Below are 26,673 nucleotides of genomic sequence, written 5' to 3'. Positions count from 1 at the left end.
TTAGTGAACAGAAAACAGTGGTAAAGCTAACAGTATTCCCAATACTCAGACCTTTGAAAGGTCACTGAAGACTGCTTTGGCACGGCTGGTGCTTTTGCACCCAAGGCACGATGTAGTAGACGCAAGTGGGTAAGCCTTTGCTTCCGACAGTTTCGCGGCGGTCTCCAGCCGTACATGCACCAAACGCCTTTGGTCATCCACCGCGTCGCAACTCCCTGACACCCCGGCCCAGCTTGCGGCGCAACAGGGCCCGCAGCGTCACCCCATCCGAGTACCCGACCTGTGCGGCGACCTGATCGACGCTGGCGTTCCCGGTGCGCAAGAGATGGACGGCATGCTCCACGCGCAGGTCCTGGAAATACGACAGTGGTGTCTTTCCCAAAACGCTTTGCAGCCGCCGCGCCAAGGTGCGCTCACTTGTGCCCGCGGCGCTGGCCGCCTCGGCCAGCGAGAACCCCTGCGCGAGCCGACGTCTGGCCCAGCACTCGAAGCGCTCTACCATCGGGTCGGCATGCGCAAGGTGGTCGGGAATCACGAATTCGGCTTGCGAGCTGCGTGTCTCGACCAGCAGATAGCGTGCCACCAGGGCCGCCAGCGCCGGACTGCGCCCTCGGATGATGCGCAAGGCCAAGTCGACGTGGGCCAAAGCGGCACCCGCGGTGGTGAAGCGTGTCGAGTTCACGATCATGCGTGACTCGTCCAGCGTGACGTTCGGATAGCGCTGCCGAAACATCGGCCCCAGCCACCATGACGTCGTCGCACGATGCCCATCAAGCAGGCCACTCTCTGCAAGCAAGAAACTACCGGAGCAAGCGGCACCAAGGTGCGCGCCAGCGGTGGACCACTGCTGTAGCGCCGCGACCGCATCGGGCACATCGGGGCGTGTGAGCCGAGCCGAGAGCGTGTCAGGCATCTTGTCGCCAAACGCGGGCACGAGCACGACGTCTGGTTCGGGCACACCATGCGCAGTGACCACGGGGACCGTCAAGCCTTGCGCAGTTCGGATGCGACGCCGCACGCCCACCAGCGTGAGCTCTATGTGCGAGGGAGTCTGTGGCAGCGAGCCCGCCATCGCATTGGCCAAGCCCACTGTGTCAGTGAGCGCCGCAAGCCCCAGATCAAACACGCCATCACAAACAAGGAGGTGGAGTTTCATGGCAACAATGATATCAATGTTGTCATTATTGCCACTGGAGATGTCTGTCATGCAGACTTAGACTGCAGTCTCGTCGATCCCTTCTCCCACTTTTCTATTTACCCAAAGGAATACAGCATGACCAAGCTCGCCCTGTTTGTTCGCCTCGAAGCTAAACCCGGCCAGGAGGCTGCGCTTGCCGACTTCCTGGCCAGCGCACTGCCGCTCGCCAACGCAGAGTCCGGCACCACGGCCTGGTTCGCATTGAAGTTTGGCCCTTCGACCTTCGGTGTGTTCGATGCCTTCGCCGATGAGGCAGGTCGCCAGGCACATCTGAACGGCCAGATCGCCGCGGCCTTGATGGCCAACGCAGCGACCTTGCTCAGTTCTCCGCCCAATATCGAGAAGGTCGAACTGCTTGCAGCCAAACTGCCTGCATGACAACCCGGCCTTGACCCCATCAGGTCACGCTGCAGGATGGGCGTCACACGGCCCTGCGCGGCGCTGCCCCTCGATTGGCCGGTGGGGATCAAGGCATGTGCCCAGGCTGCTCGTGGCGAATGACTCAGCCCGGCGTTCATAGCCGCTAACAAAACCATGGCACCGTCAAACACCTGATCGGCGTTTGACGCTGCATGGGGCGAAACAAGAACAATGACGTCAGCGCCGCGCTGTTCAAAAAAATCGCACCGCCGTTGCCGGTAGTCACACCCTCGGCCCAGGGCGGTCGACCGCGGGTGCCAGACCCCAGCGCTTTTAGTCTTCGGCGCACTGAGCGAGCTAGCGCCCCCGAACGGCGCGCCCCCTCCGCGCGCCCCCCGCCACCTGACAAGCCCTCCGATACCCCCGCAGCGTCACTTCCGCCCGCTGCATCACTGTGTCCTCCACCGTGGCCGCACCTCCGGCCAGCTCATCAGCCTGCGCCTGCAGCAGCTCAGCTGGGCTCATGCCCGAAGCCTCGCCCGTCAGCAGCGCAATCCCCTCGCTCACGTGCCCCATGGTGTAGACATGGAACAGCCCGCGCTCCACCGCGTCCAGCACGCTGCGGTCCAGCATCAGGTGGCGCTGGTTGCGGGCGGGGATCAGCACGCCCTGCGTGCCGTCCAGCCCTGCCGCTACGCAGGCCTGGAACCAGCCTTCGATCTTTTCGTTGATGCCGCCCACGGGCAGCACCTCGCCGTGCTGGTTGAGTGCGCCGGTCACGGCAATGCCTTGGCGCAGGGGCAGGCCTGACAGGCTGGACAGCAGCGCGTACAGCTCGGCGCACGAGGCCGAATCGCCTTCCACGCCGCTGTATTCCTGCTCGAACACGATGGACGCATTGAGCGCCAGCGGCGCCACGTGGCTGAACAGGGCGGTGAGGTAGCTGTGCAGTATCAGCACGCCCTTGTCGTGGATGGGGCCGGACATATCGACCTCGCGCTCGATGTTGAGCAGGCCCTCCTGCCCCGCAAACGTGCGCGCGGTGATGCGCACCGGGAAGCCAAAGCGGTAGTCGCCCAAGTCGATCTGCGTCATGGCGTTGATCTGGCCCGCCACGGAGCCGTGCAGCGTGATCAGGCGCTCGCCTTCGGCGATCGATTCGTGCAGCTGCTGCTCGGGGTAGTTGTGGCGCAGCCTGCGGGCCTGCTGGGCGGCCAGCACATCGGGGGGCTCCACCAGGGCACCGCCGCGCGCCCGGCACAGTGCGGCGCTTTCGATGATCAGCGCCTCGGTGTGGGCAAACAGTGCGCTCTGGCGGCGCTGGTCGTCGGCTTCGCGGTGGGTCTGCTCCAGCAGCAGGGCCACGGCGCTGGCCGAGAAATGCGGCAGGCCACGCTTTTGGCAGCTGCGGGCCACAAAGATGGCGGTGGCCTGCTGCGTGGCGGGCGTGGCCACAAAGTGCTCCACAAAGTCCACCTTCACGCGAAAGCGCCGGGCGGCGTCGGGGTCGGCTTCCTGCAGGGCGTAGTACTCGTCCACCGAGCCGATCAGCACGATCTTCACATCCACATCCACGGGCTCGGGCTGCAGTGCCACCGGCAGGCCCAGGCTGATGCCATGGGCCGCGCCGCCACCGCCGCCGCCTTCCTCGATCTGCAGGCGCCCGCAGCGCAAAAAGCGGCGCAGGCGCTGCCACAGGCCTTCTTCGGCCGCCACGTCGTGCAGGTGCAGCAGGATGAACCCGCCATGCGCCTTGAGCAGGCTGCCCGCATGGATGCTGGCGTGGTCGGCCTGCATGGTGTCGGCGTCCGAGCCGTGCTCGATGCTGCCAAACAGCGATCGCACGGTGGGGTTGTCTTCCACCACCACAGGGGCGCCGCTGCGGCCGGCGTTGTCCACCACCAGGTTCACGTGGCAGCGGGCGAGCAGGTCATCGAGCGCGTCCTTGCGGTCGTCTTCGGCGTCGGTGTTCTGGTCGGCATCGCCGGGCTCGAACAGGTCGATGTGCTCCAGCACCGAGCGCTCCACCTGGTCCAGCCACTGGGTGAGTTTGACGGCGTCCTTGATCTGCTTGCGCAGGCCCTGGCGGATGTCCTGCAGGGCGTGCTCCACCAGCGGCTTGACGGCGTTGCGGCGCAGGGCGGCCAGGGCGTCGTCGCGTGCGCGCTCCAGCGGGCGGGTGGTTTCCAGAAACCGTGCAATCTCGGTGCGCAGCGCCTGCTCGGCCAGGTCGATCTCGGCGCGGCGCTCGCGCGGCAGGGCGCGGGCTTCGGCCTCGGTCAGCGGCTGGCCCTTGGGGCCGTTAAGGGTGAACACCATGTGCCCCGCCTCGCGGCTCAGGCGGAACTGGCGCGCTTCGGCAAATGTGTCCAGCACAGCAAAGGCTTCACTCTCTTGCGCCTGCCAGGTTTTCTCGATGCGCCCGGCCTCGGCCCGGAAGTCGGGGCTGGCCAGGCGTTTGGGGATGTCGGCCTGGAGGTTTTTGGCCATGTCGGCCATGCCCTGGCGCAGCTGGCGGCCCTGGCCTGCGGGCAGGCGCAGGGCACGGGGGCGCTCGGGCTGGTCGAAGTTGTGCAGGTAGCACAGGTCGGGTGGCACGGCGCGTTCGGCGGCTGCCGCCTGCATGGCCTGGCGCAGCAGCGACGCGCGCCCGCTGCCCACTTCGCCCAGCACAAACAGGTGGTAGTCGGGCTGCTGCAGCCCCAGGCCAAACTGCGCAGCGGCCTGCGCGCGTTCCTGGCCGATCCACGGCAGGGGCAGGTCGTGCAGCTCGGCCGTGCTGGCAAAGCCCAGCGTGGCGGGGTCAATGGTCAGCCGCAGCTGGTGGGGAGCGAGGGCAGAAACAGACATGGGTGCGGGTCGGTGGGCGGCGGAGGGCAGGGGCATCGTACAGATGCCTGCCTACCAAAAATATGATTAAAACAAGGCTCCAGCGCTTACTGGATAAGCGCTAGCAGCTACAAAAATAATAGTATTCGTTCAGTGTGCCACGGGGCATACGCCCTTGGGCGCGCCACCGGCCAACGCATGGCTGCGCGCATCGGCCAGCGCTGCAGCGCCGGGCACCTCGGTGGGCCAGCCTGCCAGGTGCTGCTGCGCCACGCGGCTGAGCGCAGTGATCCAGTGGTTGTTGTCGTTCAGGCAGGGGATGTAGTGAAACTCCTGACCGCCCGCGTGCAAAAAGGCCTCGCGCACTTCCATGTTGATTTCTTCCAGCGTCTCCAGGCAGTCGCTGGTAAAGCCGGGGCACACCACGTCCACGCGGCGTGTGCCGGCCTTGCCCAGCGCCTCGATGGTGGGCTGGGTGTAGGGCTCCAGCCACTTGGCCTTGCCAAAGCGCGACTGAAAGGTGATGCGGTAGCGGTCCTCACGCAGGCCCAGGCGCTCGGCCAGCAGGCGGCCGGTCTTGCGCGATTCGCAGTGGTAGGGGTCGCCCAGGTGCAGGGTGCGCTCGGGCACGCCATGAAAGCTCATCACCAGCTGGTCGGGCTGGCCGTGGGTCTTCCAGTGCGCTTCGATGGTGCGGGCCAGCGCGTCGATGTAGCCGGGCGCGTCGTGGTAGTGGTTGACAAAGCGCAGCTCGGGCACGTTGCGCGTGGCTGCGGCCCACGTGTAGACAGCGTCAAACACGCTGGCCGTGGTGGTGGCCGAGTACTGCGGGTACAGCGGCAATATCAGGATGCGCGTGGCGCCCTCGGCTTTGAGCGCATCGAGCTGGCTGGCGATGGAGGGGTTGCCGTAGCGCATGGCATGGCGCACCAGCACCGCGTGGCCCGCCTCGCCCAGCCAGCCGCGCAGCAGTGTGGCCTGCTTGGCCGTCCAGTGGGCCAGGGGTGAGCCCTCGGGAGTCCACACGCTCGCGTACTTGGCGGCGGATTTGGCCGGGCGCGTGCGCAGGATGATGCCGTGCAGGATGGGCATCCACAGCAGCTTGGGAATCTCCACCACGCGGTGGTCGCCCAGAAACTGCGCCAGGTAGCGGCGCACGGCCGGGGCCGTGGGTTCGTCGGGCGTGCCCAGGTTGCACAGCAGCACGGCGGTGCGGTCGGCCTGGCCGTGGGTAAAAGGGGGTTCGGGGGAAAAGGGAGAGCGCATGGCCCCATTGTGGCAAATGCCCCGGGCCCCGGGCAGGCGTGGAGTATTCTCGCCAGACCATGCCCGACACTCCCTTCCCCGGTTCGGCCGGCTCCGCCGGGGCCGACGCCGCCTCCCTGCTGGACCTCTCCCGCATCCGCGCCATCTCCATCGACCTGGACGACACGCTGTGGCCCATCTGGCCCACCATTGCGCGCGCCGAGGCGGTGCTGCTGGAGTGGCTCACGCACCATGCGCCGGCCACTGCAGCGCTGTTTTCCAACACCGAGGCGCTGCGCGCCATCCGCAACCAGATGGTGACCCTGCGCCCGGACCTTAAGGCAGACCTGAGCGCGCTGCGGCGCGAGTCGATCCGGCTGGCCCTGACGCAGGCCGGCGATGAACCCGAGCTGGCCGAGCCGGCGTTTGACCTCTTCTTTGCCGAACGCCAGCGCGTGGAGCTGTTTGACGACGCCCACGACACGCTGGCCTTTCTGTCGGCGCGCTACCCGGTGGTGGCCGTCTCCAATGGCAACGCCGACGTGCACCGCATTGGCATCGGCCACTACTTTCGCCACAGCATCAGCGCGTCGGACTTTGGCGTGGCCAAGCCGGACCCGCGCATCTTTCACGCCGCCGCCACCGCCGTTCGGGTGGCACCGCATGAGGTGCTGCATGTGGGCGACGACGCCACGCTGGATGCCCAGGGCGCGCTCAACGCGGGCATGCAGGCCGTGTGGATCAACACCGCCAGCCACCCCTGGCCGCATGGGCAGCCGCCCCACGCCACGGTGCCCAGCCTCACGGCGCTGTGCCGGCTGCTGGCCTGAGGTACTTCTTGCCCCAGATCAATTCCTGACTGCGCAGCGGTTGATGCCGCTGCCCGTTGACGTCACACTCACCCGTCGCCCAGCGACCCTTCCGCCATGCCCCGCAAGCTCCACTTTTTGCCCCCTATTCGCACCATTGGCCTCACGCGGCCCCTGCACTGGCTGGCCCTGGGCTGGCGCGACATGGTGCGTGCAGGCTGGATCAGCGTGGCCCAGGGCCTGGCGCTGGCACTGTTTGGCGCGGCCATCTTTGCGGTGGCGCACCACCGCTTCTGGCTGCTGGCGGGTGCGCTGTCGGGCTTTCTGGTGGTGGCGCCGGTGCTGGCCACCAGCCTCTATGCCCTGAGCCGCGCGCTGGAACGCGGTGAGCCCGCCAACCTGGGCGTGGTGCTCAAGACCTGGCTCAACTGGCAAAACAGCCATGTCAACAAATGGGGCAACGACTACTGGTGCATGGTGCAGTTCGGCGCGCTGCTGGCGCTGGCCGCCACCGGGTGGGTGATGACATCGGCGGCGCTCATCACGCTGCTGGCGCAGGCGCCCGTGCTCACGCCGCTCGATTTTCTGCGCCACGTGGTGCTGGCGCGCGAGGGCTGGCTGTTCGAGATCTGGCTGGGCCTGGGCAGCCTGATGGCGGCGCCCATCTTTGCATCGAGCGTGGTGGCCATGCCGCTGCTGCTGGACCGCCGCGCCACGCTGCTGCAGGCCGTGCTCACCAGCTGGAAGGCGGTGGTGGTGAACCCGCTGCCCATGGCACTGTGGGCCGCGCTGATCCTGGGCCTGACGTTGCTCGGGCTGGGCTCGATGCTGCTGGGGCTGGTGGTGGTGATGCCCGTGCTGGGCCATGCCAGCTGGCACGCCTACCGGGATCTGGTCGATGCCTCTGGCATGCCCGAGCGCGAGCCTGCCAAGGCTGCCAACGTCGCCAATGTCGCTAACGCCAGCGGGGTGGCGCCGTGATCTTTGGATTTACCGAAGCGCAGATATCGGGCTTCTTTCTCACCTACGGGGTGGGCGCGTTCATCCTGTACATGCTGTTCATCATCGGCCAGCTGGCGTGGGAATCCAAAGCCGGGCGGTTTGGCACCTTTGTGCTGTTCCTGGGGCTGGGCGTGGGATTCCTCGGCTATGTGGCCAAGATCGTGATCCAGTGGTGGCTGGAGCGGTAGGCGTGAACGGCTCAGCGGGCGTCATGCCCGCGCCATAGCCCGCCAGCGGCGCTGCCCCCACTTTTCCACCTCGGCCACTACAAACACGGCCGCGCCCGCCAGCAGCACACGCCCCCACTCGGCCAGCGTCAGATCCGTGGAGCCGAACACCTGTTGCAGCCAGGCGGCGTGCACAAACGCCAGCTGCATCGCGGCGCACAGCGCGATGGCGGCCGGCACCTTGAGGTTGCCCAGCAGCCCTTCGCGGTTGAGCATGCTGTGCAGGATGTGGCGGCTGTTGTACAGGTAGAACATTTCGGCCACCACCACGGTGCTCACTGCCATGGTGCGCGCCGTTGCAATGGATGCGCCTTGCCCCAGCTCCCACAGGAACAGGCCGAGCGCGGCGCAGGCCATCAGCACGGACACCATCACCACACGCCACACGAACAGGCCGCTGAGCAAGGGCTCGCCGGGGTTGCGCGGGCTGCGGCGCATCACGTCGTCCTCGGCGGGCTCAAAGGCGAGCGCCAGGCCCAGCGTGCTGGAGGTGACCAGGTTGATCCACAGCACCTGCACCGCCGTGAGCGGCAGTGCCAGGCCGAACGCAATGGCGCAGAACACCACCAGCGCTTCGCCGCCATTGGTGGGCAGCGTGAACAGGATGAACTTGCGCACGTTGTCGTAGATGCCGCGCCCCTCGCGCACGGCGCGGCCCAGCGTGGCGAAGTTGTCGTCGGCCAGCACCACGGCGGCGGCGTCCTTGGCGGCCTCGGTGCCGTTGTGGCCCATGGCCACGCCCACGTCGGCGCGCTTGAGGGCCGGCGCATCGTTCACGCCGTCGCCGGTCATGGCCACCACCTCGCCGTGCGCCTGCAGGGCCTGCACCAGGCGCAGCTTGTGCTCGGGGCTGGCGCGGGCAAACACGTCCACATCGCTCACCACCTGCTGCAGCGCGGTGTCGTCCAGCAGCTCGATCTCGGCGCCCGTGAGGGCGGGCTTGCCGACGCCGATGCCCAGCTGGGCGCCGATGGCGCGGGCGGTTTCGCCATGGTCGCCGGTGATCATCTTCACCCGGATGCCGGCCGCATGGCATTCGGCCACGGCGGCCATGGCCTCGGGGCGGGGCGGGTCCATGCTGCCCAGCAGGGCCAGCAGCGTGAAGCCACCCTCGGCGTCTGAAAAATCCAGCGTCTGCTGGCTGGAGGGCACGGTTTTGGTGGCCAGGGCCAGCACCCGCAGCGCGCGGGCCGCGCAGTCGTTGGCGGCGCGGCGCCAGTGGTCGTGGTCCAGGGGCTCGTCGGTGCCGTCTGCGCGGCGCTGGGCGCTGCACATGTCCAGCACGCGCTCGGGCGCGCCCTTGACCAGCACCATCGCGTGGCCCGCGTGGTCGTGGTGCAGCGTGGCCATGAAGCGGTGCTCGGACTCGAACGGAATCGCGTCGGTGCGCGGGTGTTCGGCGCGTTCGCTGGTGGCGTCGAGCCCCGCCTTGAGCGCCAGCGTGAGCAGGGCGCCTTCGGTGGGGTCGCCGGTCAGCGTCCAGCCGGTGTCGCCATGGGCCAGCGATGCGTCGTTGCACAGCAGCGCGGCCTGGGCCACCGGCAACAGTGCCGGGTGCTCGCCCAGGGGTACGCTCTGCCCGCCCAGGTGAAAGCCGCCCTCGGGCGCGTAGCCCGTGCCGCTCACCTCGTACACCCGGTCGGCGGTGGCCACGCGCTGCACGGTCATGGCATTGCAGGTCAGCGTGCCGGTCTTGTCCGAACAGATCACGGTGACCGAGCCCAGCGTTTCCACGGCGGGCAGGTGCCGGATGATGGCGTTGTGCGTGGCCATGCGCCGCACGCCCAGCGCCAGCGTGATGGTCATGATTGCGGGCAGGCCTTCGGGGATGGCCGATGCGGCCAGCGCCACGGCCATCATGAACATCTCGGCCGGTGCCTGGCCGCGCCACCACACGCCAATGGCAAACGTGGCCACCACAAACACGCCGATCACCGCTGCCAGCCAGTGGCTGAACCGGGCAATCTGGCGCAGCAGCGGGGTTGTGGCCGCCTCCACCGTGGCCAGCAGGGCGCTGATGCGGCCCAGCTCGGTGCGGGCCCCCGTGGCCACCACCACGCCCACCACCGTGCCCGATGCGACCAGCGTGCCCGAATACAGCATCCCGCGCCGGTCGCCCACGGGCGCGTCGGCGGCCACAGCGTCGGGGGTTTTCTCACTCGGCACCGACTCGCCCGTGAGCACGGCCTCGTCTGCACGCAGGTTGCGGGCGTTGACGATGCGCAGGTCGGCCGGCACCTTGTCGCCCGAAGCCAGCATCACGATGTCGCCCGGCACCAGTTGCTCGGCCGCCACCATCTGGCGTTCGCCGCCGCGCAGCACCGAGGCCTGCAGCGACAGCATGCGCCGGATGGCATCCAGCGCCGATTCGGCCTTGCCCTCCTGCAGAAAGCCGATCACCGCGTTGATCACCACGGCCCCCAGCAGCACCCCCGTGTCCAGCCAGTGCCCGAGCGCCGCCGTCACCAGTGCCGACGCAAGCATCACGTAGATGAGCACGTTGTGGAACTGGTGCAGCAGCCGCAGCCACGCGGGCCGCCCGCGCGTCTGCGGCAGGCGGTTGGGGCCGTGCCGGGCCAGGCGCAGGGCGGCTTCCTCCACGGTCAGGCCCCGGTCGGCGCTAGCGCCCAGCTGCTGCAGCGCGGCGCTGGCCTCCAGGCTGTGCCAGACGGTGGCGGTGTCGGCCGGGGCGGCGGGGGGCGGTGTGGCGGGGGAGGGCGGCAGGTTCGTCGGGCTCATGGGTTGCTGGGCGTTCGGCGAAGAAGAACCCGGGGGCAGCGTATACCTGGCCCGGGCGCGGGGCGGTTTTTCAGTCTAGGGGCGTGGGCCTGTGGGGATTTGATGTGTGTCAAGGCGCGGGGCATTGGCGGGCCTGCGCGGCCAGGCATGGGCTGCGATCGAATCCCCAGTGGTGTGACCGTCGGCGAGGGAAATGCCGAGGGGGACAGCCTGTGCATCCCACAGGCAAAATGCTACTGATTAAATAGCTGCTGGCGCTTTATGGATAAGCGCCGGAGGCCAAAAACACTCAAAAATTAGAGTGCGGTTCCCGCGCTGCAAAGCGACGCCACCGCGTGGGCCACGGCCGTGCCGCTCAGCACCGCGCCCTCCAGCGTGGCGGGGTAGGGGCCTTGCGTGTAGTCGCCGCAGGCCCACAGGCGCGGGGCCAGGGCGCAGGCAGGGCGCTGCAGGGCGGGGGTGCAGGCGAAGGTGGCGCGCTTTTCCACCACGGTCTGCACGGGCCGCAGCCCGGCCAGGCCCAGCTGGCGGGCGGCCTGGTGCAGCACGCCCGCTTCGAGCGTGTCGCGCTCGCCATGGGCATCGCTCACCACAAACGCCAGCAGCCCGGCGGGGCCGCCCAGCTGGCCCCGGTCAAACACAAACTGCGCGGGCTGCCCCGGGCCCGGCCGCAGCGCCAGCATCGGCTGCGGCAACACGGCGGGGGCGCCCGGTGCGGCCTGGGCGTACACCGTGCCGATGGCGGTAAAGCGCAGCGCCTCGGCCGTGGTGGCCCAGGCGTCGAGGGTGCGCGCTTCGGGCGCGGGCAGGCTGGCCTGGGCGGCGCGGGCCAGGCGCGCCGCTTCGGTGCTGGAGGTGGCCAGCACCACGGCGTCAAACAGCTCGCCATCCACCCGCCAGCCTTGCGCAGTGCGCGCCAGGGCTTGCACGCGGCGCCCGGTGTGCACGCGTGCGCCGCGGGCCTGCAACCATTGCGCAGCAGTTTCGGGGAAAAGCGTGCCCAGGTCGGTGCGCGGCAGCAGCAGGTTGGAGCCACCCCGGCCGCTGAACAGGCTGTCGCGCAGCACGCGCAAAAACACCTGGCCGCACGCCTCCTGCGAGGGCGTGTTCAGCGCCGATACGCACAGCGGGTCAATGAATTCGGCCATGAGCCGCGGGGGCAGCTTGACGCACAGCTGCTGCACCGTGGTGTCCGGCGCGCAGCGAAAGCCGCGCACACGCCACAGCGCGGCGGTGCGCAGCAGGGCCAGCTTGTCACCCGGCGGCCAGCCCCGCGCACGGGCAATGCCCAGCAGCGCATCCCAGGGCGGGGGCAGATCGGGCAGGCGCAGGCCCGTGCCGTCGGGGAAGACCAGGGCCAGCGGCAGGCGCAGCAGCGCGCTATCCACATCCACGCCCACCTGGCGCATGAGGCGCAGGCTTTCCGCATAGGCACCGATGAGGATGTGCTGGCCGTTGTCCAGCACCAGCGGTTCGCCCTGCACGCCGTGGCCGCTGAAGGCCCGGGCCCGGCCCCCGGTGGCGCGCGCAGTCTCGAACACCGTGGGCATGATGCCGGCCTGCGCCAGGCCCACGGCCGCCGCCATGCCGGCCCAGCCTGCACCGATCACCGCCACGTTCATCGAGGGGACGCCTTGGGTCTGCACGCCGCTACATCCGGCCCAGCGCCTGAACCTTCCACGCCAGCCAGAACTTGCGCAGCGGCGTGAGGCGGATGCGCTGGTGCAGCACCTGGAAGCTCTCGTGCTCGATCTCGCGCAGCAGCGTGCGGTAGATGTTGGCCATCATCAGGCCGGGCTTTTGCGCGCGGCGGTCGGCATCCGGCAGCAGGGCAAAGGCCTCGTCGTACAGCCGGTGCGCGCGCTCGGCCTGAAACCGCATCAGCGCGGTGAAGCGGTCGGAATACGTGCGCTTCAAAATCTCGTGCGCCTTCACGTCAAACTGCTGCAGCTCGCTCACCGGCAGGTAAATGCGGCCCAGCATGGCGTCTTCGCCCACGTCGCGGATGATGTTGGTGAGCTGGAACGCCAGGCCCAGCGTGTGGGCGTATTCGGTGGTGCGCGGCTCGGTCTGGCCAAAGATGCGCGCCGCCACCTCGCCCACCACACCCGCCACCAGGTGGCAGTAGCCCTTGAGCCCCGCAAAGTCGAGGTAACGGGTCTGCTCCAGGTCCATGTGGCAGCCGTCAATGACGGCCTGCAGGTGGCGCTGCTCGATACCGAATTCCGCCGTGTGCGGCATCAGCGCCAGCATCACCGGGTGGGTGGGCTGCCCCGCAAAGGCCTTGGCCACCTCGGCCTGCCACCACGCGAGCTTGGTGCTCGCCACGCCGGGGTCGGTCACTTCATCCACCACATCGTCCACCTCGCGGCAAAACGCATAAAACGCCGTGATGGCCGCACGGCGCTGCGTGGGCAGAAACAGGAAGGCGTAATAGAAGCTGCTGCCCGAGGCGGCGGCCTTTTGCTGTACGTACTGCTGCGGTGTCATGGGGCGCGATTGTCCCATGGCGCACCGTGGCGGGTGGGGTGGATGGATTTGAAGGGTTTTTGGGCTCTGGCGCTTATGGGGTATGCGCTAATAGCTATTGTTTTGGTAGTGACGCGAGTACGGCCCTTCGGATGCCTGCGTAGCGCGTTCTGCCGCCTGTGTGGTTTCTGGCTGCAGCGTTTGGTGCTGGCGATTTTGGACGATGGATGTCAGCTTTGCACTGCAGGGCAGCTTATGCGGCTGGTGGGGCAAGGCTTTGACAGACTGCTGTCGGCCAGAAAGAGCCAGGGAAGCGGTAAAAAAGTGGGCGCTCAGTGTGAACGTGTCCTACTCGACCGTCCCGTCAGACCGCAGCTCAGTGGTTATCGAAGTCATTGTGTTTTGCCTTCACTGCGAGCGCCACATAGACCTCAAGGAGTGCCTGTCTCACGGGGTCCGCCTCCTCGACGTAGCGTAGATCCATTTCACGAACTCTGGCCTTGGCCTCCACGAATGCTCTGGCGAATTCCGGCTCTCGCGCAAGTGCATCACGGGTGCCCTCGCCGGTTTTGTATGAAGCATCAAGTCGCCCTGTCACTTGCCGTGCGATCCTGAACGCGAAGGCAGCCATGCGGTGCGTCGCGCCGGGGCGCGAATGTCTCCCGATCCGCCCTCGGATGTTGTTGCTGCGTCCAACGTATAGGTATTCGTTGCCTTCGGATAGAAGATACACGCCAGCCTTCGGCATCTGCTTCGGAAGCAGGGATGGCTTCACAGGCTCCATCGCCAGAAGTGCGTCAAGCTTTGGCCGGAGAGAGGCGACGTGTAGAAGGAACTCGGTATCCATGAGGACTAGCACCTGAGTTAGGTGTCAACCGACTTGTTGGCAACTGTGCGCTGCCGCTGCGCGAGAGCAAGCAACCAAAGTGGGATGTAAAGAACCCAAGCCAGCCCGGATTCGCGGGGTGGAACCGCCAGAAGCACCCAGAGCTGGAACGCGATTAGAAGCGAATTGAGCAGAGTAAGCAGCCAAAGTAACGCTGGACGTCTCAGAGAAGGCGAGAGCGCCGACAACGCCACGAGCAGATGCGGCGCCGCCATGAAGAGATAGTTCTGCGGCAGGTACTCGAGGCCAGTGGTGCGGCCGTTGTAGAGCCCCACGCACAGGTAAAGTGCGGCTGGCGCTAAAAGCTGGGCTGCTACGGCGAACGAAAACTTCAACGATCTAACCATTGGCGCCTAACGAATTCAGCCGACCGGCCGGTGCAGCCGGCCTGGGTCGGCTGCAATGAAAGGTTAAGGCGCACGCTGGAACCTCGCGGAGATGACCTTCTTTTCGCTGCCTAAATTGATCATCAGTGCGCTGTCTTCCCAACCAAAACCAGAGCACTGGCCGAGCGGATAAATCCAATCAGTTCCCTTCTCAGTCGCTGGGCCAAGTAGCGCGGTAAGTTCTTCGGAATTCATTCCGATCAGACGATTCGAATCGATTAATTCAAGCGCCATCGCACCGCGAACGCAGCCCGGGTCACCGACGCTTTCCAGGACACTTGAGCCGCTGAGCCACGAGGCACGTTGAAAGGGCTGTGCGCTGACGCTGGGTTGGTTGTAGCTCCAAGCCAGCCAGCCTCCCGCGACGACGCAAAGACCAAGCAGCAGAAGGGAAGCCTTGGCAATGAAGCGCATGTATCGCCTGTGCGCCTTAACGCTCTGAGTTCAGCCGCCGCGTAGCGGTCGGCTGCGACGAACAGTTAGCGCTCATTGCTCGGCTTCACATTGAGTGCTGACATAAGAAGATATACCGCTGAAGTTGCGACAATGAAAGGCGGTGCAATAAAACCGATGAAAAAAAATGCAGCGGGAACACAAAGTAATAGCGCAATACCCGTCTTTTTAAAGTTCTTCTGAACCTCAACCCCGTACGCTATCGCCCCCGGATCCTTCGATTTTCGGCAAACCCAGGCAAGTACTAGCAGGAGCAGCAAGTAGAGTGGGCCAGCGACCATCGCTTCAGAACGGCCGGGGTCCATGCGGTTCCCGGCACTTCCAACATCCGCCAAGCCCGCATAGCCCCAAAAAAAACCTGCCGCCAATACTGCGCCGGTGACGGCCGAGGACGTTCGAAGGGCGATTGACATGAGCTCTAACTTGATGTATCCCGCTAAGGATGTCCTGCATAACCCTCGCGAGTCGGTGGTAGTGCGGATCGGGATAGGCCGCAAGGCGTCTTTTTGCAGCCAATAGCTGGGCTATTGGCAAGAAAAGCAACGCAGCGGACTGCCCGAGGCCGCGCTATCACAGACCGCAGGGAGTTATGCAGGACATCCCTAAACCTGCGGGATAAACTGGACCGTGCGGGATATTCTGGACACTGATTTCTCCTGGAAGTGGCTAGCAGCATCGGTTTGAGGAGGATGATCTGTTCAAACATCCAGGTATAAAAATTCCGGGAAACCCGGCACGCGCCAAATCGGCAAACTATAGCTTCCCAGCAGGTAGACACCCGGAGTCCATCAGCAACGAGCAGCAAGCCAATGTCAGCTTGCCGGCGGCCCTTCTCACGGCGGCTCAGACCCCCAACTTGCCCGCAGGACGTTGGCTGCTGCAGGTCAGCGGCCAGCAGGAAACAGACCCAGCGCAGGGCCAGTAGAACGCGTGCTCCTTGCGAAAAAACGACGGCTCAGGGTGCAAAAAGGTAGCTAGGGCGCAAAGGGCGCGTTCCCCCTCAACACTCCACCACATTCACCGCCAGCCCCCCGCGCGATGTCTCCTTGTACTTGACCTTCATATCCGCGCCGGTCTGCATCATGGTCTTGATGACCTTGTCGAGCGAGACCACGTGCTGGCCGTCACCGCGCAGGGCCATGCGGGCGGCGTTGATGGCCTTGATGGCGCCCATGGCGTTGCGCTCGATGCAGGGGATCTGCACCAGGCCGCCCACGGGGTCGCAGGTCATACCCAGGTTGTGTTCCATGCCGATCTCGGCGGCGTTTTCGATCTGCTCGGGTGTGCCGCCCATCACGGCGGCCAGCGCACCGGCGGCCATGGAGCAGGCCACGCCCACCTCGCCCTGGCAGCCCACCTCGGCGCCCGAGAGCGAGGCGTTTTCCTTGTAGATGATGCCGATGGCGCCCGCGGTGAGCAAAAACGTGGCGATGCCGTCTTCACAGGCCTTGCCCGCGCCCTGCAGGAAGTTGACGTAGTAGTGCAGCACGGCCGGGATGACGCCCGCCGCGCCGTTGGTGGGGGCGGTGACCACGCGGCCCCCGGCGGCGTTTTCTTCGTTGACGGCCATGGCGTACAGGTTGACCCAGTCGAGCATGGCCAGGGGGTCGCGCAGCGCGGCTTCGGGGTGGCTGCTGAGGCTTTTGTGCAGTTCGGCCGCGCGGCGGCGCACGTGCATGGGGCCGGGCAGGGTGCCGGTGGCGGCGCAGCCGCGTTGCACGGCGCCGGCCATGGTCTTCCAGATGGCCATGAGCTGGCGCTGCACTTCGGCGGCGCTGCGCCAGTGCTGCTCGTTGGCGGCCATGAGCTGCGCTGGCGTGAGGCCCGTGGTGCGGCACTGGGCCAGCAGCTCGGCGCCGGTGTGAAACGGGTGGGGCAGGCCCTGGCCGTGGCCTGCGGCATGGGGCTGGGCGTGCGCTGCGGTGTTGAGCACGCGTTCGCCGGCCGCATCGATCACAAAGCCGCCGCCCACGGAGTAGTACTCGCGCAGGGCAATCTCGGCGCCCTGCGCATCCAGTGCATGGAAGGCCATGCCGTTGGGGTGCAGCGGCAGGCTTTTGCGGCGAAACAGCAGGTGGTCTTTGTCAACAAACCCGATGGTGTGCTCGCCCAGCAGAGCCAGCGTGCGGCTGTTGCGGATGTGGGCGATGGCGGGGGCGATCTGGTCAGGGTCGATGCGGTCGGGTTCGTGGCCGGCCAGGCCCAGCAGCACGGCCTTGTCGGTGCCGTGGCCCACGCCCGTGGCAGACAGCGAGCCAAAAAGCTCCACCACCACGCTGTGCACTGCCGCCAGCCCCACGGTGGCCTGCAGGTGGCAGGCAAACTGCCGCGCCGCAATCATGGGGCCCACGGTGTGCGAGCTGGAGGGGCCGATACCGATCTTGAAGAGGTCGAAAACGCTGACGGACATGGAGGAGGGCTACCGGGTGGATGCGGTGGGGACTGGATGGCGCAGGGCCAGGAAATCAGCGGTGGCGCGGGTGGCGCCACCGCTGGTCTGTTCATGCATCAACATCCTTCGTACTGCCAGCACTCTTGGTGCCAGAGTGGGCGCGAGGCTAACCGTGCGGCCCGGCCCAGGGCACACGCGTAATCCCTGATGCGCGCACTGCATTGCGCGTGGATGCGCACCCACAGGCTTTGAGTGTTATCAAAATCAATAGCAAACTATTGAATGCTGTAAAGCGGTGGAGCCTGATTAACTTCAAATATCTTGTGGCCACACACGGGGCACATGGCCAGGCTTGCGGCCCATGAATCTTTCTTACAGTGGCATTGCCTGCGAATGGTGCCGGGCGATCTCGCGCCTCGCTACATCACCAGCGCACGCGCCAGCATCACACACCAGTCCCATGCATGCAGGCGCGGGCGGGTGTGCAGGCTGCCGCCTTTGAGTGTGTCCACCTTGTCGAGGATGCGCAGGCCGCCTTGCACCACCAGGCGCAGCTCCCACCCGGCGCGGCCGGGCAGGCGGTGCACCAGTGGCGCGCCGCTTTGCATGGTGGCGCGCGCCCAGCGGGCGCAATCGCTGATGAGGCGTACGTTCTCCCGCGTGCTTTTGAGTTCGAGCAGCTCGGCCTGGCAGGCGCCATGGGCGGCGCAGTCCGCACGGGGCAGGTAGTGGCGGCCGCGGGGGATGTCCACCGAGAGGTCTTGCCAGAAATTGATGAGCTGCAGCGCGGTGCAGATGGCGTCGCTTTCTTGCAGCGCCTTGTCATCCGTCACGCCATACAGGTGCAGCAGCAGGCGGCCCACGGGGTTGGCGGAGCGCTGGCAGTAGTCGAGCAGCTCGGCGCGGTCGGCGTAGCCCTCGGCATCGCGGGTTTTCTCCACGTCCTGCATGAAGGCGCTGATCAAGTCTGCCAGCAGCGGCACGGGCAGCTGGTGGGTGCGCAGCACGGCTTGGAGCGGCAGAAACACCTGGGCCCAGCGGGGCGAGGGCGGCTCGTCGCGGGCGATGGCCATCAGGTCCTGGCGGTAGGCCGCAAGGTCGGCCAGCCTTTGGGAAGGCAGTGCGTCGCCTTCGTCGGCGATGTCGTCGGCGGTGCGGGCGAAGGCGTAGATGGCGGAAATGGGTTGGCGCAGGTGAGGGGGGCACAGCACCGACGCAACCGGGAAGTTCTCGTAATGCGTCACGGGGGCTGCCTGGGCCAGCGCTGGCTCGGGCAGGGCAGTGGAGGGTGCCGGGGTGGGGGCGGCGTCTGAAGGAAGGCGGGTTCGGTCGTTCACACCCCGGATTGTCGCTTGACAAGGGGCAGGGCTTCTCATAGATTACTAACCGGTCAGTCAGTAAAAAACAACAACTCTTGGACAGGGGACAAGGCGACTGGCCGGTATCCCCGTTGCAGCGCAGGCACCCGTGCCTGCGTTTTGCGTGTTACTCCTTGTGGCCCTTTACCCATCACCGGATTTCCCATGCGCACACCCTCCGCCCCGTGGCCTTTTCAACGGCACTCCCGGACCTTGCTGGTGCTGGCCACCGCTGTTTTGCTGGCCGCCTGCTCGCGCCCCGCGCCACCCGAGGAGCCCGTGCGCTCGGTCAAGTTGCTGACCGTGGGGGTGGGGGCGATGCAGTCCAGCCTGGAATATTCGGGCGAGGTGCGTGCGCGGGTGGAGTCGCGCCTGGGCTTTCGCGTGGCGGGCAAGATCGTGCGTCGCCAGGCCGAGCTGGGCCAGCGCGTGAAGGCGGGGCAGGTGCTGGCCCAGCTGGACCCGCGCGACTACCAGCTGGCGGCCGATGCGGCCCGCGCGCAGCTGGCATCGGCCACCACGCAGCGTGACCTGGCCGCCGCCGATTTCAAGCGCTACCAGACCCTGAAAGACCAGAACTTCATCAGCGGCGCCGAGCTGGAGCGGCGTGAGGCGTCGCTCAAGGCCGCCCAGGCCACGCTCGACCAGGCGCGCGCGCAGCTGTCGTCCCAGGGCAACCAGGCGGCCTACACCACCCTGGTGGCGGATGTCTCGGGCGTGGTCACGGGCATTGACGCCGAACCCGGCCAGGTGGTGTCGGCCGGAACCCCCGTGGTGCGCATCGCGCAGGATGGCCCCCGCGACGTGGTGTTTGCGGTGCCGGAGGACAAGGTGGGGCAGATCACCGCGGGCTCTGAAGTGGCGGTGCGCGGCTGGTCTGGCGGCGCCAACCTGGCAGGCCGCGTGCGCGAAGTGGCCGCCAGTGCCGACGCTGCCACGCGCACTTATCAAATCAAGGTGGCCATCGACGGCGCCGAGGCACCGGCGCTGGGCTCCACCGTGTATGTCACGCCCAAGGCGTTGAGCCACGCGGGCATTCCGGCCATCAAGCTGCCCACGAGCGCGCTGCGCCAGGAGGGGCAGTCCACGGCGGTGTGGGTGTATGACGCGGCCAGCAGCACGGTGAAGTCGCAGGTGGTGCAGATTGCCACTGCCGATGGCAACGAGGCCGTGGTGGCTGCGGGTCTAGCCCCCGGCATGCAGGTGGTGGCCACGGGTGTGCATGTGCTCTCCCCCGGGCAGAAGGTACTGGTTTATCAGCCAAAAACGGCTTCAGCGCATACCAGTAAAGCGCAGACAGCTACTAATTCAGTAGCGATGCCTGCCGTATCTGCTGTACCTGCTGCCACGGCAGCGGCCCCCGCAGCAGCCAACGCCAACTGAGGCCGGCCATGACGCAAATCCAACCCAAAGAGGGGTTCAACCTCTCCAAGTGGGCGCTCGACCATCCCGCCCTCACGCGCTACCTGATGGTGGTGCTGATGCTGCTGGGCTTTGCCGCCTATTTCCAGCTCGGGCAGGACGAAGACCCGCCGTTCACCTTCCGCGCCATGGTGGTGCGCACGTATTGGCCCGGCGCCACGGCGCAGCAGGTGGCCGAGCAGGTCACTGACAAGATCGAGCGCACGCTGCAAGAGGTGCCCTACGCCGACAAGATCCGCAGTTATTCGAAGCCCGGCGAGTCGCAGATCATTTTCCAGATCAAGGATTCGTCCAAGGCGAGCGAGGTGGCCAACGTCTGGTACAGCGTGCGCAAGAAGGTGGGCGACATGCGCTACACCTTGCCGCAGGGCATCCAGGGCCCGTTCTTCAACGACGACTTTGGCGATGTGTATGGCGTGATCTACGCGCTGGAGTCCGAAGGCTTCAGTTATGCGGAGCTCAAGCAATTTGCCGACGACGCACGCCAGCAACTGCTGCGTGTGCCCGATGTCGCCAAGGTTGAGCTGTTTGGCGTGCAGGACGAAAAACTCTTCATCGAGATCTCGCAAAAGCGCCTGTCGCAACTGGGCCTGGACATGAACCAGGTGCTGGCCCAGCTGGGCCAGCAAAACGCCGTGGAGAGCGCAGGCGCCATTCAGACCCCGCATGACCAGGTGCAGGTGCGCGTGGAAGGCCAGTTCAACGCCATCGAAGACCTGCGTGCCATGCCCATCCGGGGCCCGTCGGGCGCACAACTGCGCCTGGGTGATATCGCCGAGGTCAAGCGCGGCTATGTGGACCCGGCCACCGTGAAGGTGCGCCACCAGGGGCAGGAAGTGATTGCGCTGGGCGTCTCCATGGCCAAGGGCGGCGACATCATTGCGCTGGGCAAGGCGCTGCATGCTGCCACCGACCGCATTGGAAGCACGCTGCCGGCCGGCGTGAAGCTCGTCAACGTGCAAGACCAGCCCAAGGCGGTGTCCACCTCGGTGAACGAGTTCGTGAAGGTGCTGATCGAGGCCGTGGTCATCGTGCTGGCGGTGAGCTTCATCGCTCTGGGGCTGCACAAGCGCCCCGGCAATCAGCCGCTGTGGAAGCGCTGGTACATCGACCCGCGCCCGGGGCTGGTGGTGGGCATCACCATCCCGCTGGTGCTGGCCGTCACCTTTCTGGCCATGTGGTACTGGGGCATCGGCCTGCACAAGATCTCGCTGGGCTCGCTGATCATTGCGCTCGGTCTGCTGGTGGACGACGCGATCATTGCGGTCGAGATGATGGTGCTCAAGCTTGAAGAGGGCTACGACAAGGTGCGCGCCGCTACCTTTGCCTATGAGATCACCGCGATGCCCATGCTGACGGGCACGCTGATCACCGCTGCGGGCTTCTTGCCCATCGGCCTGGCGAAATCCACCACGGGCGAATACACGTTTGCGATCTTTGCCGTGACGGTGATCGCGCTGGTGCTCAGCTGGATCGTGTCGGTGTACTTTGTGCCGTACCTGGGCACGCTGCTGCTCAAGGTGCCGCCCCATGTGCTGGCGGCCCAGGCCAACAAGGGCATCACCGACGACCCGCACGAAGTGTTTGACAGCCCGTTTTACCGCACCTTCCGCCGCCTGGTGGACTGGTGCGTGCAGCACCGCTGGCTGACCATCGGCGCCACGGTGCTGACCTTTGCGCTCGGCATTGTGGGCATGGGCAAGGTGCAACAGCAGTTCTTCCCCGATTCGAGCCGGCCAGAAATTCTGGTGGACATCTGGTTCCCGGAAGGCACTTCGTTTGCAGGCAATGAAGAGGTCACCAAGCGGGTGGAGCAGCGCTTGCTGTCCGAGCCGGGCGTGAACACGGTGAGCACCTGGGTGGGCTCTGGCGTGCCGCGGTTCTATTTGCCGCTGGACCAGGTGTTCCCGCAGAGCAACGTGTCGCAGTTCATTGTGGTGCCCAAGGACTTGAAGGTGCGCGAATCGCTGCGTGTGAAGCTGCCCGCGCTGCTTGCCGAGGAGTTCCCGGAAGTGCGTGGCCGCGTCAAGCTGCTGCCCAACGGCCCGCCCGTGCCATATCCCGTGCAGTTCCGCGTGGTGGGCCCCGACCCGCTGGTGCTGCGCGAGCGTGCGGACGAGGTGAAGGCACAACTGCGCCAGAACCCCGACATGCGTGGCGTGAACGACAACTGGAACGAATCCGTGAAGGTGCTGCGCCTGGAGGTCGACCAGGCCAAGGCGCGTGCCCTGGGCGTCACCAGTCAGTCGATCGCGCAGGCCTCCAAGACCATTCTGTCGGGCACGCAGGTGGGGCAATACCGCGAGGGCGACAAGCTCATCGACATCGTGCTGCGCCAGCCGCTGGACGAGCGCAATGCCATCACCGACATTGCCAATGCCTACCTGCCCACGGCCTCGGGCAAGTCGATTCCGCTCACGCAGATTGCCAAGCCCGTGTTCACCTGGGAGCCTGGAGTAATGTGGCGCGAAAACCGCGACTACGCCATCACCGTGCAGGGCGACGTGACCGAGGGCTTGCAGGGCGCCACCGTGACGGCCGCGCTGCTGCCGTCTCTCAAGGCGATGGAAGCCAAGTGGCGCTCGGCAGGGCAGACGGGTTACCGCATCGAGGTGGCGGGCGCCGTGGAGGAAAGCTCCAAGGGCTCGGCCTCGATCGCGGCGGGCATCCCCATCATGCTGTTCATCACGTTCACGCTGCTCATGCTGCAACTGCACAGCTTCAGCCGCGCGATGCTCGTGTTCCTGACCGGGCCCCTCGGGCTGGCGGGTGTGGCGGCGGCGCTGCTGGTGCTGAACCGGCCTTTTGGCTTCGTGGCGCTGCTCGGTGTGATTGCGCTCATGGGCATGATCCAGCGCAACTCCGTGATCCTGATTGACCAGATCGAGCAGGACCGCGCCCGGGGCGTGCCTGCGTGGGACGCGATTGTCGAGTCGGCCGTGCGCCGCCTGCGCCCCATTGTGCTGACGGCGGCCGCCGCCGTGCTGGCGATGATCCCGCTGTCACGCAGCGTGTTCTGGGGCCCCATGGCCGTGGCCATCATGGGCGGGCTGATCGTTGCCACCGTGCTGACCCTGCTGGCGCTGCCGGCGATGTACGCGGCGTGGTTTCGCGTCAAACGCCCGGAGCCCGAACTTCTGGGGGGCGTTTGACAGGCGGCATGTCCGCATCAGGTAAAATAGAAGGTTGACCGATTTCACACAGGCGGCAGCTGAGGTTGCCGCCTGTTTGTTTGTAGAACCGCGCGGGTGGCGAAATTGGTAGACGCACCAGGTTTAGGTCCTGACGCCAGCAATGGTGTGGGGGTTCGAGTCCCCCCCCGCGCACCACCCATGTGAGACTTTGCGGAACACGGCGCTGCTGCGCTGCAGCCAGCACGATCCACATTCATAAGAGGAATAGCCATGGCCGTTACTGTTGAAACCCTTGAGAAGCTCGAGCGCAAGATCACGCTGAGCGTGCCCGTCACCCTGATCCAGTCCGAAGTGGACACGCGCCTGAAGCGCCTGGCCCGCACGGTCAAGATGGACGGCTTCCGTCCTGGCAAGGTGCCCATGAATGTGGTGGCCCAGCGTTACGGCTATTCGGTGCAGTACGAAGTGCTGAACGACAAGGTCGGCGAAGCTTTTGCCGTGGCTGCCAACGAAGCCAACCTGCGCGTTGCCGGCCAGCCCCGCATCACGGAAAAGGAAGGCGCCCCTGAAGGTCAAGTCACTTTTGACGCCATTTTCGAAGTGTTTCCAGAGGTCAAGATCGCTGACCTGTCCGGCGCAGAAATCGAAAAGTTGTCGGCGGAAGTTACCGACGCCGCCATCGACAAGACCATCGACATCCTTCGCAAGCAGCGCCGCAGCTTCGCCCAGCGCGCCCAGGGCGCTGCCGCCGAAGATGGCGATCGCGTGACGGTGGACTTCGCAGGCAAGATCGACGGTGAGCCCTTTGAAGGCGGCAAGGCCGAAGACTTCCAGTTCCTGGTGGGCGAAGGCCAGATGCTCAAGGAATTCGAAGATGCCGTGCGGGGCATGAAGGCTGGCGAAAGCAAGACCTTCCCGCTGGCTTTCCCGGCCGAATACCATGGCAAGGACGTCGCCGGCAAGACTGCCGACTTCCTCGTGACGATCAAGAAGATCGAAGCCGCCCACCTGCCCGAAGTGAACGACGCGCTGGCCAAGTCCCTCGGCATTGCCGACGGCTCGGTAGAAGGCCTGCGCGCCGACATCAAGAAGAACCTGGAGCGCGAAGTCAAGTTCCGCCTGCTGGCCCGCAACAAGGCTGCCGTGATGGATGCCCTGGTCGCCAAGGCCGAGCTGGATCTGCCCAACGCCAGTATTCAGGCTGAAATCGCACGCCTGCTGGAAGGCGCTCGCGCCGAACTCAAGCAGCGCGGCATCAAGGACGCCGACAAGGCGGAGATCCCTGAAGACGTGTTCCGCCCCCAGGCCGAGCGCCGTGTGCGTCTGGGCCTCGTGGTGGCCGAGCTGGTGCGTGCCAATGAGCTGCAGGCCAAGCCTGAGCAGCTCAAGGCCCACATCGACGAGCTGGCCGCCAGCTACGAAAAGCCCGAAGACGTGGTGCGCTGGTACTTTGGCGACCGTCAGCGTCTGGCCGAAGTCGAAGCGGTCGTGATCGAAAACAATGTGACGGAATTTGTGCTGTCCAAGGCCAAGGTGGTCGAAAAGGCCATTTCCTTCGACGATCTGATGGCGCAGCAGGGCTGACAGGCCCTCGCCGTGCGGCTTGCCTTTGTGCAAGCCTCCGGTTTGGCTGTCACGACACGCAAGGGGCTTGTGCTTTCGTGCACAAGCCCCAATTCATTTCTGGGTACAGTACCTGCTTGTCTGGAGAAATACATGAGCGCATTGGAAACACAAGGCTTGGGCATGGTCCCCATGGTCATCGAGCAGTCTGGCCGTGGCGAACGGTCCTATGACATCTACTCGCGCCTGCTCAAGGAGCGGGTGATTTTTCTGGTCGGCCCGGTCAACGACCAGACGGCCAACCTGGTGGTGGCACAACTGCTGTTCCTGGAGAGCGAGAACCCCGACAAGGACATCTCGTTCTATATCAATTCCCCGGGGGGCTCGGTGAGCGCCGGCATGGCGATTTTCGACACCATGAATTTCATCAAGCCTGATGTCTCGACCCTGTGCACGGGCATGGCGGCCAGCATGGGCGCCTTCCTGCTCGCGGCTGGTGCCAAGGGCAAGCGTTTTGCGCTGCCCAACTCCAAGGTCATGATCCACCAACCCCTGGGCGGAATGCAGGGCCAGGCGACCGAGATCGAGATCCACGCGCGCGAAATCCTCAAGACGCGCGAGCAGCTCAACAAGATCCTCGCCGAGCGTACGGGCCAGCCACTCGAAAAGATCCAGCGTGACACCGAGCGTGACTATTTCCTGTCGGCTGAGGAATCGAAGGAATACGGCCTCGTTGACCAGGTGATCAGCAAGCGCGCCTGACCGCCGCAGGCGGCAAGAACGGCGTTTTCCCGCGCGGAAGACGCCGTTTTTTATTTGGTTATCATCCCGACAACTTTCCGAAACAAGCAAGGCATTGCCCCCATGGCCGAGAAAAAAGGCTCTTCCAGCGAAAAAACCCTGTACTGCTCTTTCTGCGGCAAAAGCCAGCATGAAGTGAAGAAGCTGATCGCTGGCCCGTCGGTCTTTATCTGCGACGAGTGCATTGACCTGTGCAACGAGATCATCCGCGACGAACTTCCGGCTGGTGATCTGGCACGGGAAGGTCGCAGCGACCTGCCGACGCCGGCAGAAATCAAGACCAATCTGGATAACTATGTGATTGGCCAGGATGTCGCCAAGCGCACGCTGGCGGTGGCGGTGTACAACCACTACAAACGTTTGCGCCACAAGGACAAAGCCCACAAGGATGATGTGGAGCTGTCCAAAAGCAATATCTTGCTGATCGGCCCGACGGGCTCCGGCAAGACGTTGCTGGCCCAGACGTTGGCGCGCATGCTGGACGTGCCGTTCGTGATGGCTGATGCCACCACACTGACCGAAGCGGGCTATGTGGGCGAGGACGTGGAAAACATCGTTCAGAAGCTGCTGCAAAGCTGCAACTACGAAGTCGAGCGCGCCCAGCGTGGCATCGTCTACATCGACGAAATCGACAAGATCTCGCGCAAGTCTGACAACCCCAGCATTACGCGCGACGTGTCGGGCGAGGGCGTGCAGCAGGCGCTGCTCAAACTCATCGAAGGCACCATGGCCAGCGTGCCGCCACAAGGCGGTCGCAAGCACCCGAACCAGGATTTCCTGCAGATCGACACGACCAACATCCTGTTCATCTGCGGCGGCGCGTTTGCAGGGCTGGAAAAGGTCATCGAGAACCGTACCGAGGCCTCGGGCATCGGCTTTGGCGCATCGGTCAAAAGCAAGAAGCAACGTTCGTTGACCGAGGTATTCACTGAAATCGAGCCCGAAGATTTGATCAAGTTCGGCCTGATTCCTGAACTGGTGGGGCGGATGCCTGTAGTGACAGCGCTGGCAGAGCTGAGTGAAGATGCGCTCGTTCAGATTCTGACCGAGCCCAAGAATGCACTCGTCAAGCAGTACAGCAAACTCCTGGCAATGGAAGGTGTGGACCTTGAAATCCGTCCTGCAGCCTTGAAAGCCATTGCTCGCAAGGCCTTGGCCCGCAAGACAGGTGCGCGCGGCCTGCGTTCCATTCTCGAGCAGTCGCTGATCGGCACGATGTTTGATCTGCCCAATACCAGCAACGTTGAGAAGGTGGTGGTGGACGAGTCAACCATCGAAGAAAACAAGCCGCCGCTGCTCGTGTACCGCGAAGCGGCCAAGAAGGCCTGAGAAGACCGGAGCGGGCGCCATGTTGTCGCCCTTTGAACCATCAACCCTTGCGCCAGTACGGCTGCGTGCAA

At 65.5% G+C, this 26,673-nt stretch carries 21 protein-coding genes and 1 tRNA gene; 10 read left to right on the top strand and 12 right to left on the bottom strand.

Annotated features, from left to right (window positions below; genetic code table 11):
• Positions 1 to 193: 193 nt before the first annotated feature.
• Positions 194 to 1,207 (bottom strand): GlxA family transcriptional regulator, encoded by a 1,014-nt coding sequence (locus tag KYG_RS17325; RefSeq protein WP_008906230.1) that lies wholly within the window; start codon positions 1,205 to 1,207, stop codon positions 194 to 196.
• Positions 1,208 to 1,273: 66 nt separating this feature from the next.
• On the opposite strand from KYG_RS17325, the gene KYG_RS17320 reads away from it, so the two are divergent.
• The gene (locus KYG_RS17320; RefSeq protein WP_007182542.1) at positions 1,274 to 1,576 is read left to right on the top strand and encodes a putative quinol monooxygenase; all 303 of its coding nucleotides are present in this window, start codon (positions 1,274 to 1,276) and stop codon (positions 1,574 to 1,576) included.
• Positions 1,577 to 1,915: 339 nt separating this feature from the next.
• On the opposite strand, the gene KYG_RS17315 is transcribed toward KYG_RS17320, so the two are convergent.
• Both KYG_RS17315 and hemH read right to left on the bottom strand, forming a co-directional pair.
• Entirely contained in the window at positions 1,916 to 4,408 is a 2,493-nt protein-coding gene (locus tag KYG_RS17315; protein WP_034695143.1) for a Lon protease family protein, read from the bottom strand.
• Between the two features lie 129 nt (positions 4,409 to 4,537).
• Positions 4,538 to 5,653: a ferrochelatase gene (hemH, locus tag KYG_RS17310; protein WP_008906228.1), complete on the bottom strand. Its 1,116-nt coding sequence runs from the start codon at positions 5,651 to 5,653 to the stop codon at positions 4,538 to 4,540.
• A gap of 59 nt (positions 5,654 to 5,712) precedes the next feature.
• Between hemH and KYG_RS17305 the strand changes: the two genes are divergently transcribed.
• The 3 genes from KYG_RS17305 (at position 5,713) to KYG_RS17295 (ending at position 7,631) form a co-directional block, all read left to right on the top strand.
• The gene (locus KYG_RS17305; RefSeq protein ID WP_008906227.1) at positions 5,713 to 6,462 is read left to right on the top strand and encodes an HAD family hydrolase; all 750 of its coding nucleotides are present in this window, start codon (positions 5,713 to 5,715) and stop codon (positions 6,460 to 6,462) included.
• A 96-nt stretch (positions 6,463 to 6,558) separates the two neighbouring features.
• Positions 6,559 to 7,422 carry a DUF2189 domain-containing protein gene (locus tag KYG_RS17300; protein ID WP_008906226.1) on the top strand — a complete coding sequence of 288 codons (864 nt, stop codon included), beginning with the start codon at positions 6,559 to 6,561 and terminating at the stop codon, positions 7,420 to 7,422.
• A complete protein-coding gene (locus KYG_RS17295) occupies positions 7,419 to 7,631 on the top strand; it encodes a DUF2788 domain-containing protein (protein ID WP_008906225.1) in 213 nt (70 codons plus the stop codon). The genes KYG_RS17300 and KYG_RS17295 overlap by 4 nt, the downstream gene beginning before the upstream one ends.
• 21 nt (positions 7,632 to 7,652) lie before the next feature.
• On the opposite strand, the gene KYG_RS17290 is transcribed toward KYG_RS17295, so the two are convergent.
• From KYG_RS17290 to hpnC, 9 genes are all read right to left on the bottom strand, one after another.
• Positions 7,653 to 10,409, bottom strand: coding sequence for a cation-transporting P-type ATPase (locus tag KYG_RS17290; RefSeq protein WP_008906224.1), 2,757 nt, complete (start codon positions 10,407 to 10,409; stop codon positions 7,653 to 7,655).
• Between the two features lie 296 nt (positions 10,410 to 10,705).
• A complete protein-coding gene (gene hpnE / locus KYG_RS17285) occupies positions 10,706 to 12,031 on the bottom strand; it encodes a hydroxysqualene dehydroxylase HpnE (protein ID WP_008906223.1) in 1,326 nt (441 codons plus the stop codon).
• 28 nt (positions 12,032 to 12,059) lie between these two features.
• Entirely contained in the window at positions 12,060 to 12,899 is an 840-nt protein-coding gene (gene hpnD / locus KYG_RS17280) for a presqualene diphosphate synthase HpnD (protein ID WP_008906222.1), read from the bottom strand.
• Positions 12,900 to 13,254: 355 nt separating this feature from the next.
• Complete coding sequence (locus KYG_RS17275; RefSeq protein ID WP_008906221.1) at positions 13,255 to 13,725, bottom strand: GIY-YIG nuclease family protein; 471 nt, start codon at positions 13,723 to 13,725, stop codon at positions 13,255 to 13,257.
• Positions 13,726 to 13,742: 17 nt separating this feature from the next.
• On the bottom strand, positions 13,743 to 14,099 hold the full coding sequence (locus KYG_RS17270; protein WP_139019409.1) for a hypothetical protein: 357 nt from the start codon (positions 14,097 to 14,099) through the stop codon (positions 13,743 to 13,745).
• Positions 14,100 to 14,174: 75 nt separating this feature from the next.
• Complete coding sequence (locus KYG_RS24505; protein ID WP_008906219.1) at positions 14,175 to 14,564, bottom strand: hypothetical protein; 390 nt, start codon at positions 14,562 to 14,564, stop codon at positions 14,175 to 14,177.
• A 65-nt stretch (positions 14,565 to 14,629) separates the two neighbouring features.
• Entirely contained in the window at positions 14,630 to 15,016 is a 387-nt protein-coding gene (locus tag KYG_RS24500; RefSeq protein ID WP_139019408.1) for a hypothetical protein, read from the bottom strand.
• Between the two features lie 587 nt (positions 15,017 to 15,603).
• Entirely contained in the window at positions 15,604 to 17,013 is a 1,410-nt protein-coding gene (locus tag KYG_RS17260; protein ID WP_008906218.1) for an L-serine ammonia-lyase, read from the bottom strand.
• 401 nt (positions 17,014 to 17,414) lie between these two features.
• On the bottom strand, positions 17,415 to 18,239 hold the full coding sequence (gene hpnC / locus KYG_RS17255) for a squalene synthase HpnC (protein WP_008906217.1): 825 nt from the start codon (positions 18,237 to 18,239) through the stop codon (positions 17,415 to 17,417).
• A 279-nt stretch (positions 18,240 to 18,518) separates the two neighbouring features.
• On the opposite strand from hpnC, the gene KYG_RS17250 reads away from it, so the two are divergent.
• The 6 genes from KYG_RS17250 (at position 18,519) to clpX (ending at position 26,602) form a co-directional block, all read left to right on the top strand.
• On the top strand, positions 18,519 to 19,736 hold the full coding sequence (locus tag KYG_RS17250; protein ID WP_034695112.1) for an efflux RND transporter periplasmic adaptor subunit: 1,218 nt from the start codon (positions 18,519 to 18,521) through the stop codon (positions 19,734 to 19,736).
• Between the two features lie 8 nt (positions 19,737 to 19,744).
• Positions 19,745 to 22,927 (top strand): efflux RND transporter permease subunit, encoded by a 3,183-nt coding sequence (locus KYG_RS17245; protein WP_008906215.1) that lies wholly within the window; start codon positions 19,745 to 19,747, stop codon positions 22,925 to 22,927.
• A gap of 90 nt (positions 22,928 to 23,017) precedes the next feature.
• Positions 23,018 to 23,104: transfer RNA gene (locus KYG_RS17240), tRNA-Leu, on the top strand.
• A 75-nt stretch (positions 23,105 to 23,179) separates the two neighbouring features.
• Positions 23,180 to 24,493, top strand: a complete 1,314-nt coding sequence (gene tig / locus KYG_RS17235) for a trigger factor (RefSeq protein ID WP_008906214.1) — start codon at positions 23,180 to 23,182, stop codon at positions 24,491 to 24,493.
• Between the two features lie 132 nt (positions 24,494 to 24,625).
• Positions 24,626 to 25,234, top strand: a complete 609-nt coding sequence (clpP, locus tag KYG_RS17230; protein ID WP_034695109.1) for an ATP-dependent Clp endopeptidase proteolytic subunit ClpP — start codon at positions 24,626 to 24,628, stop codon at positions 25,232 to 25,234.
• Positions 25,235 to 25,336: 102 nt separating this feature from the next.
• Positions 25,337 to 26,602 (top strand): ATP-dependent Clp protease ATP-binding subunit ClpX, encoded by a 1,266-nt coding sequence (gene clpX, locus KYG_RS17225; protein WP_008906212.1) that lies wholly within the window; start codon positions 25,337 to 25,339, stop codon positions 26,600 to 26,602.
• The last annotated feature ends 71 nt before the right edge of the window (positions 26,603 to 26,673 follow it).

The organism is Acidovorax sp. NO-1 (assembly GCF_000238595.1).
GTDB lineage: Bacteria > Pseudomonadota > Gammaproteobacteria > Burkholderiales > Burkholderiaceae_C > Acidovorax.
Note: the sequence above shows the minus strand (reverse complement) of the source record. Positions and strands in the feature narration are given on the sequence as shown.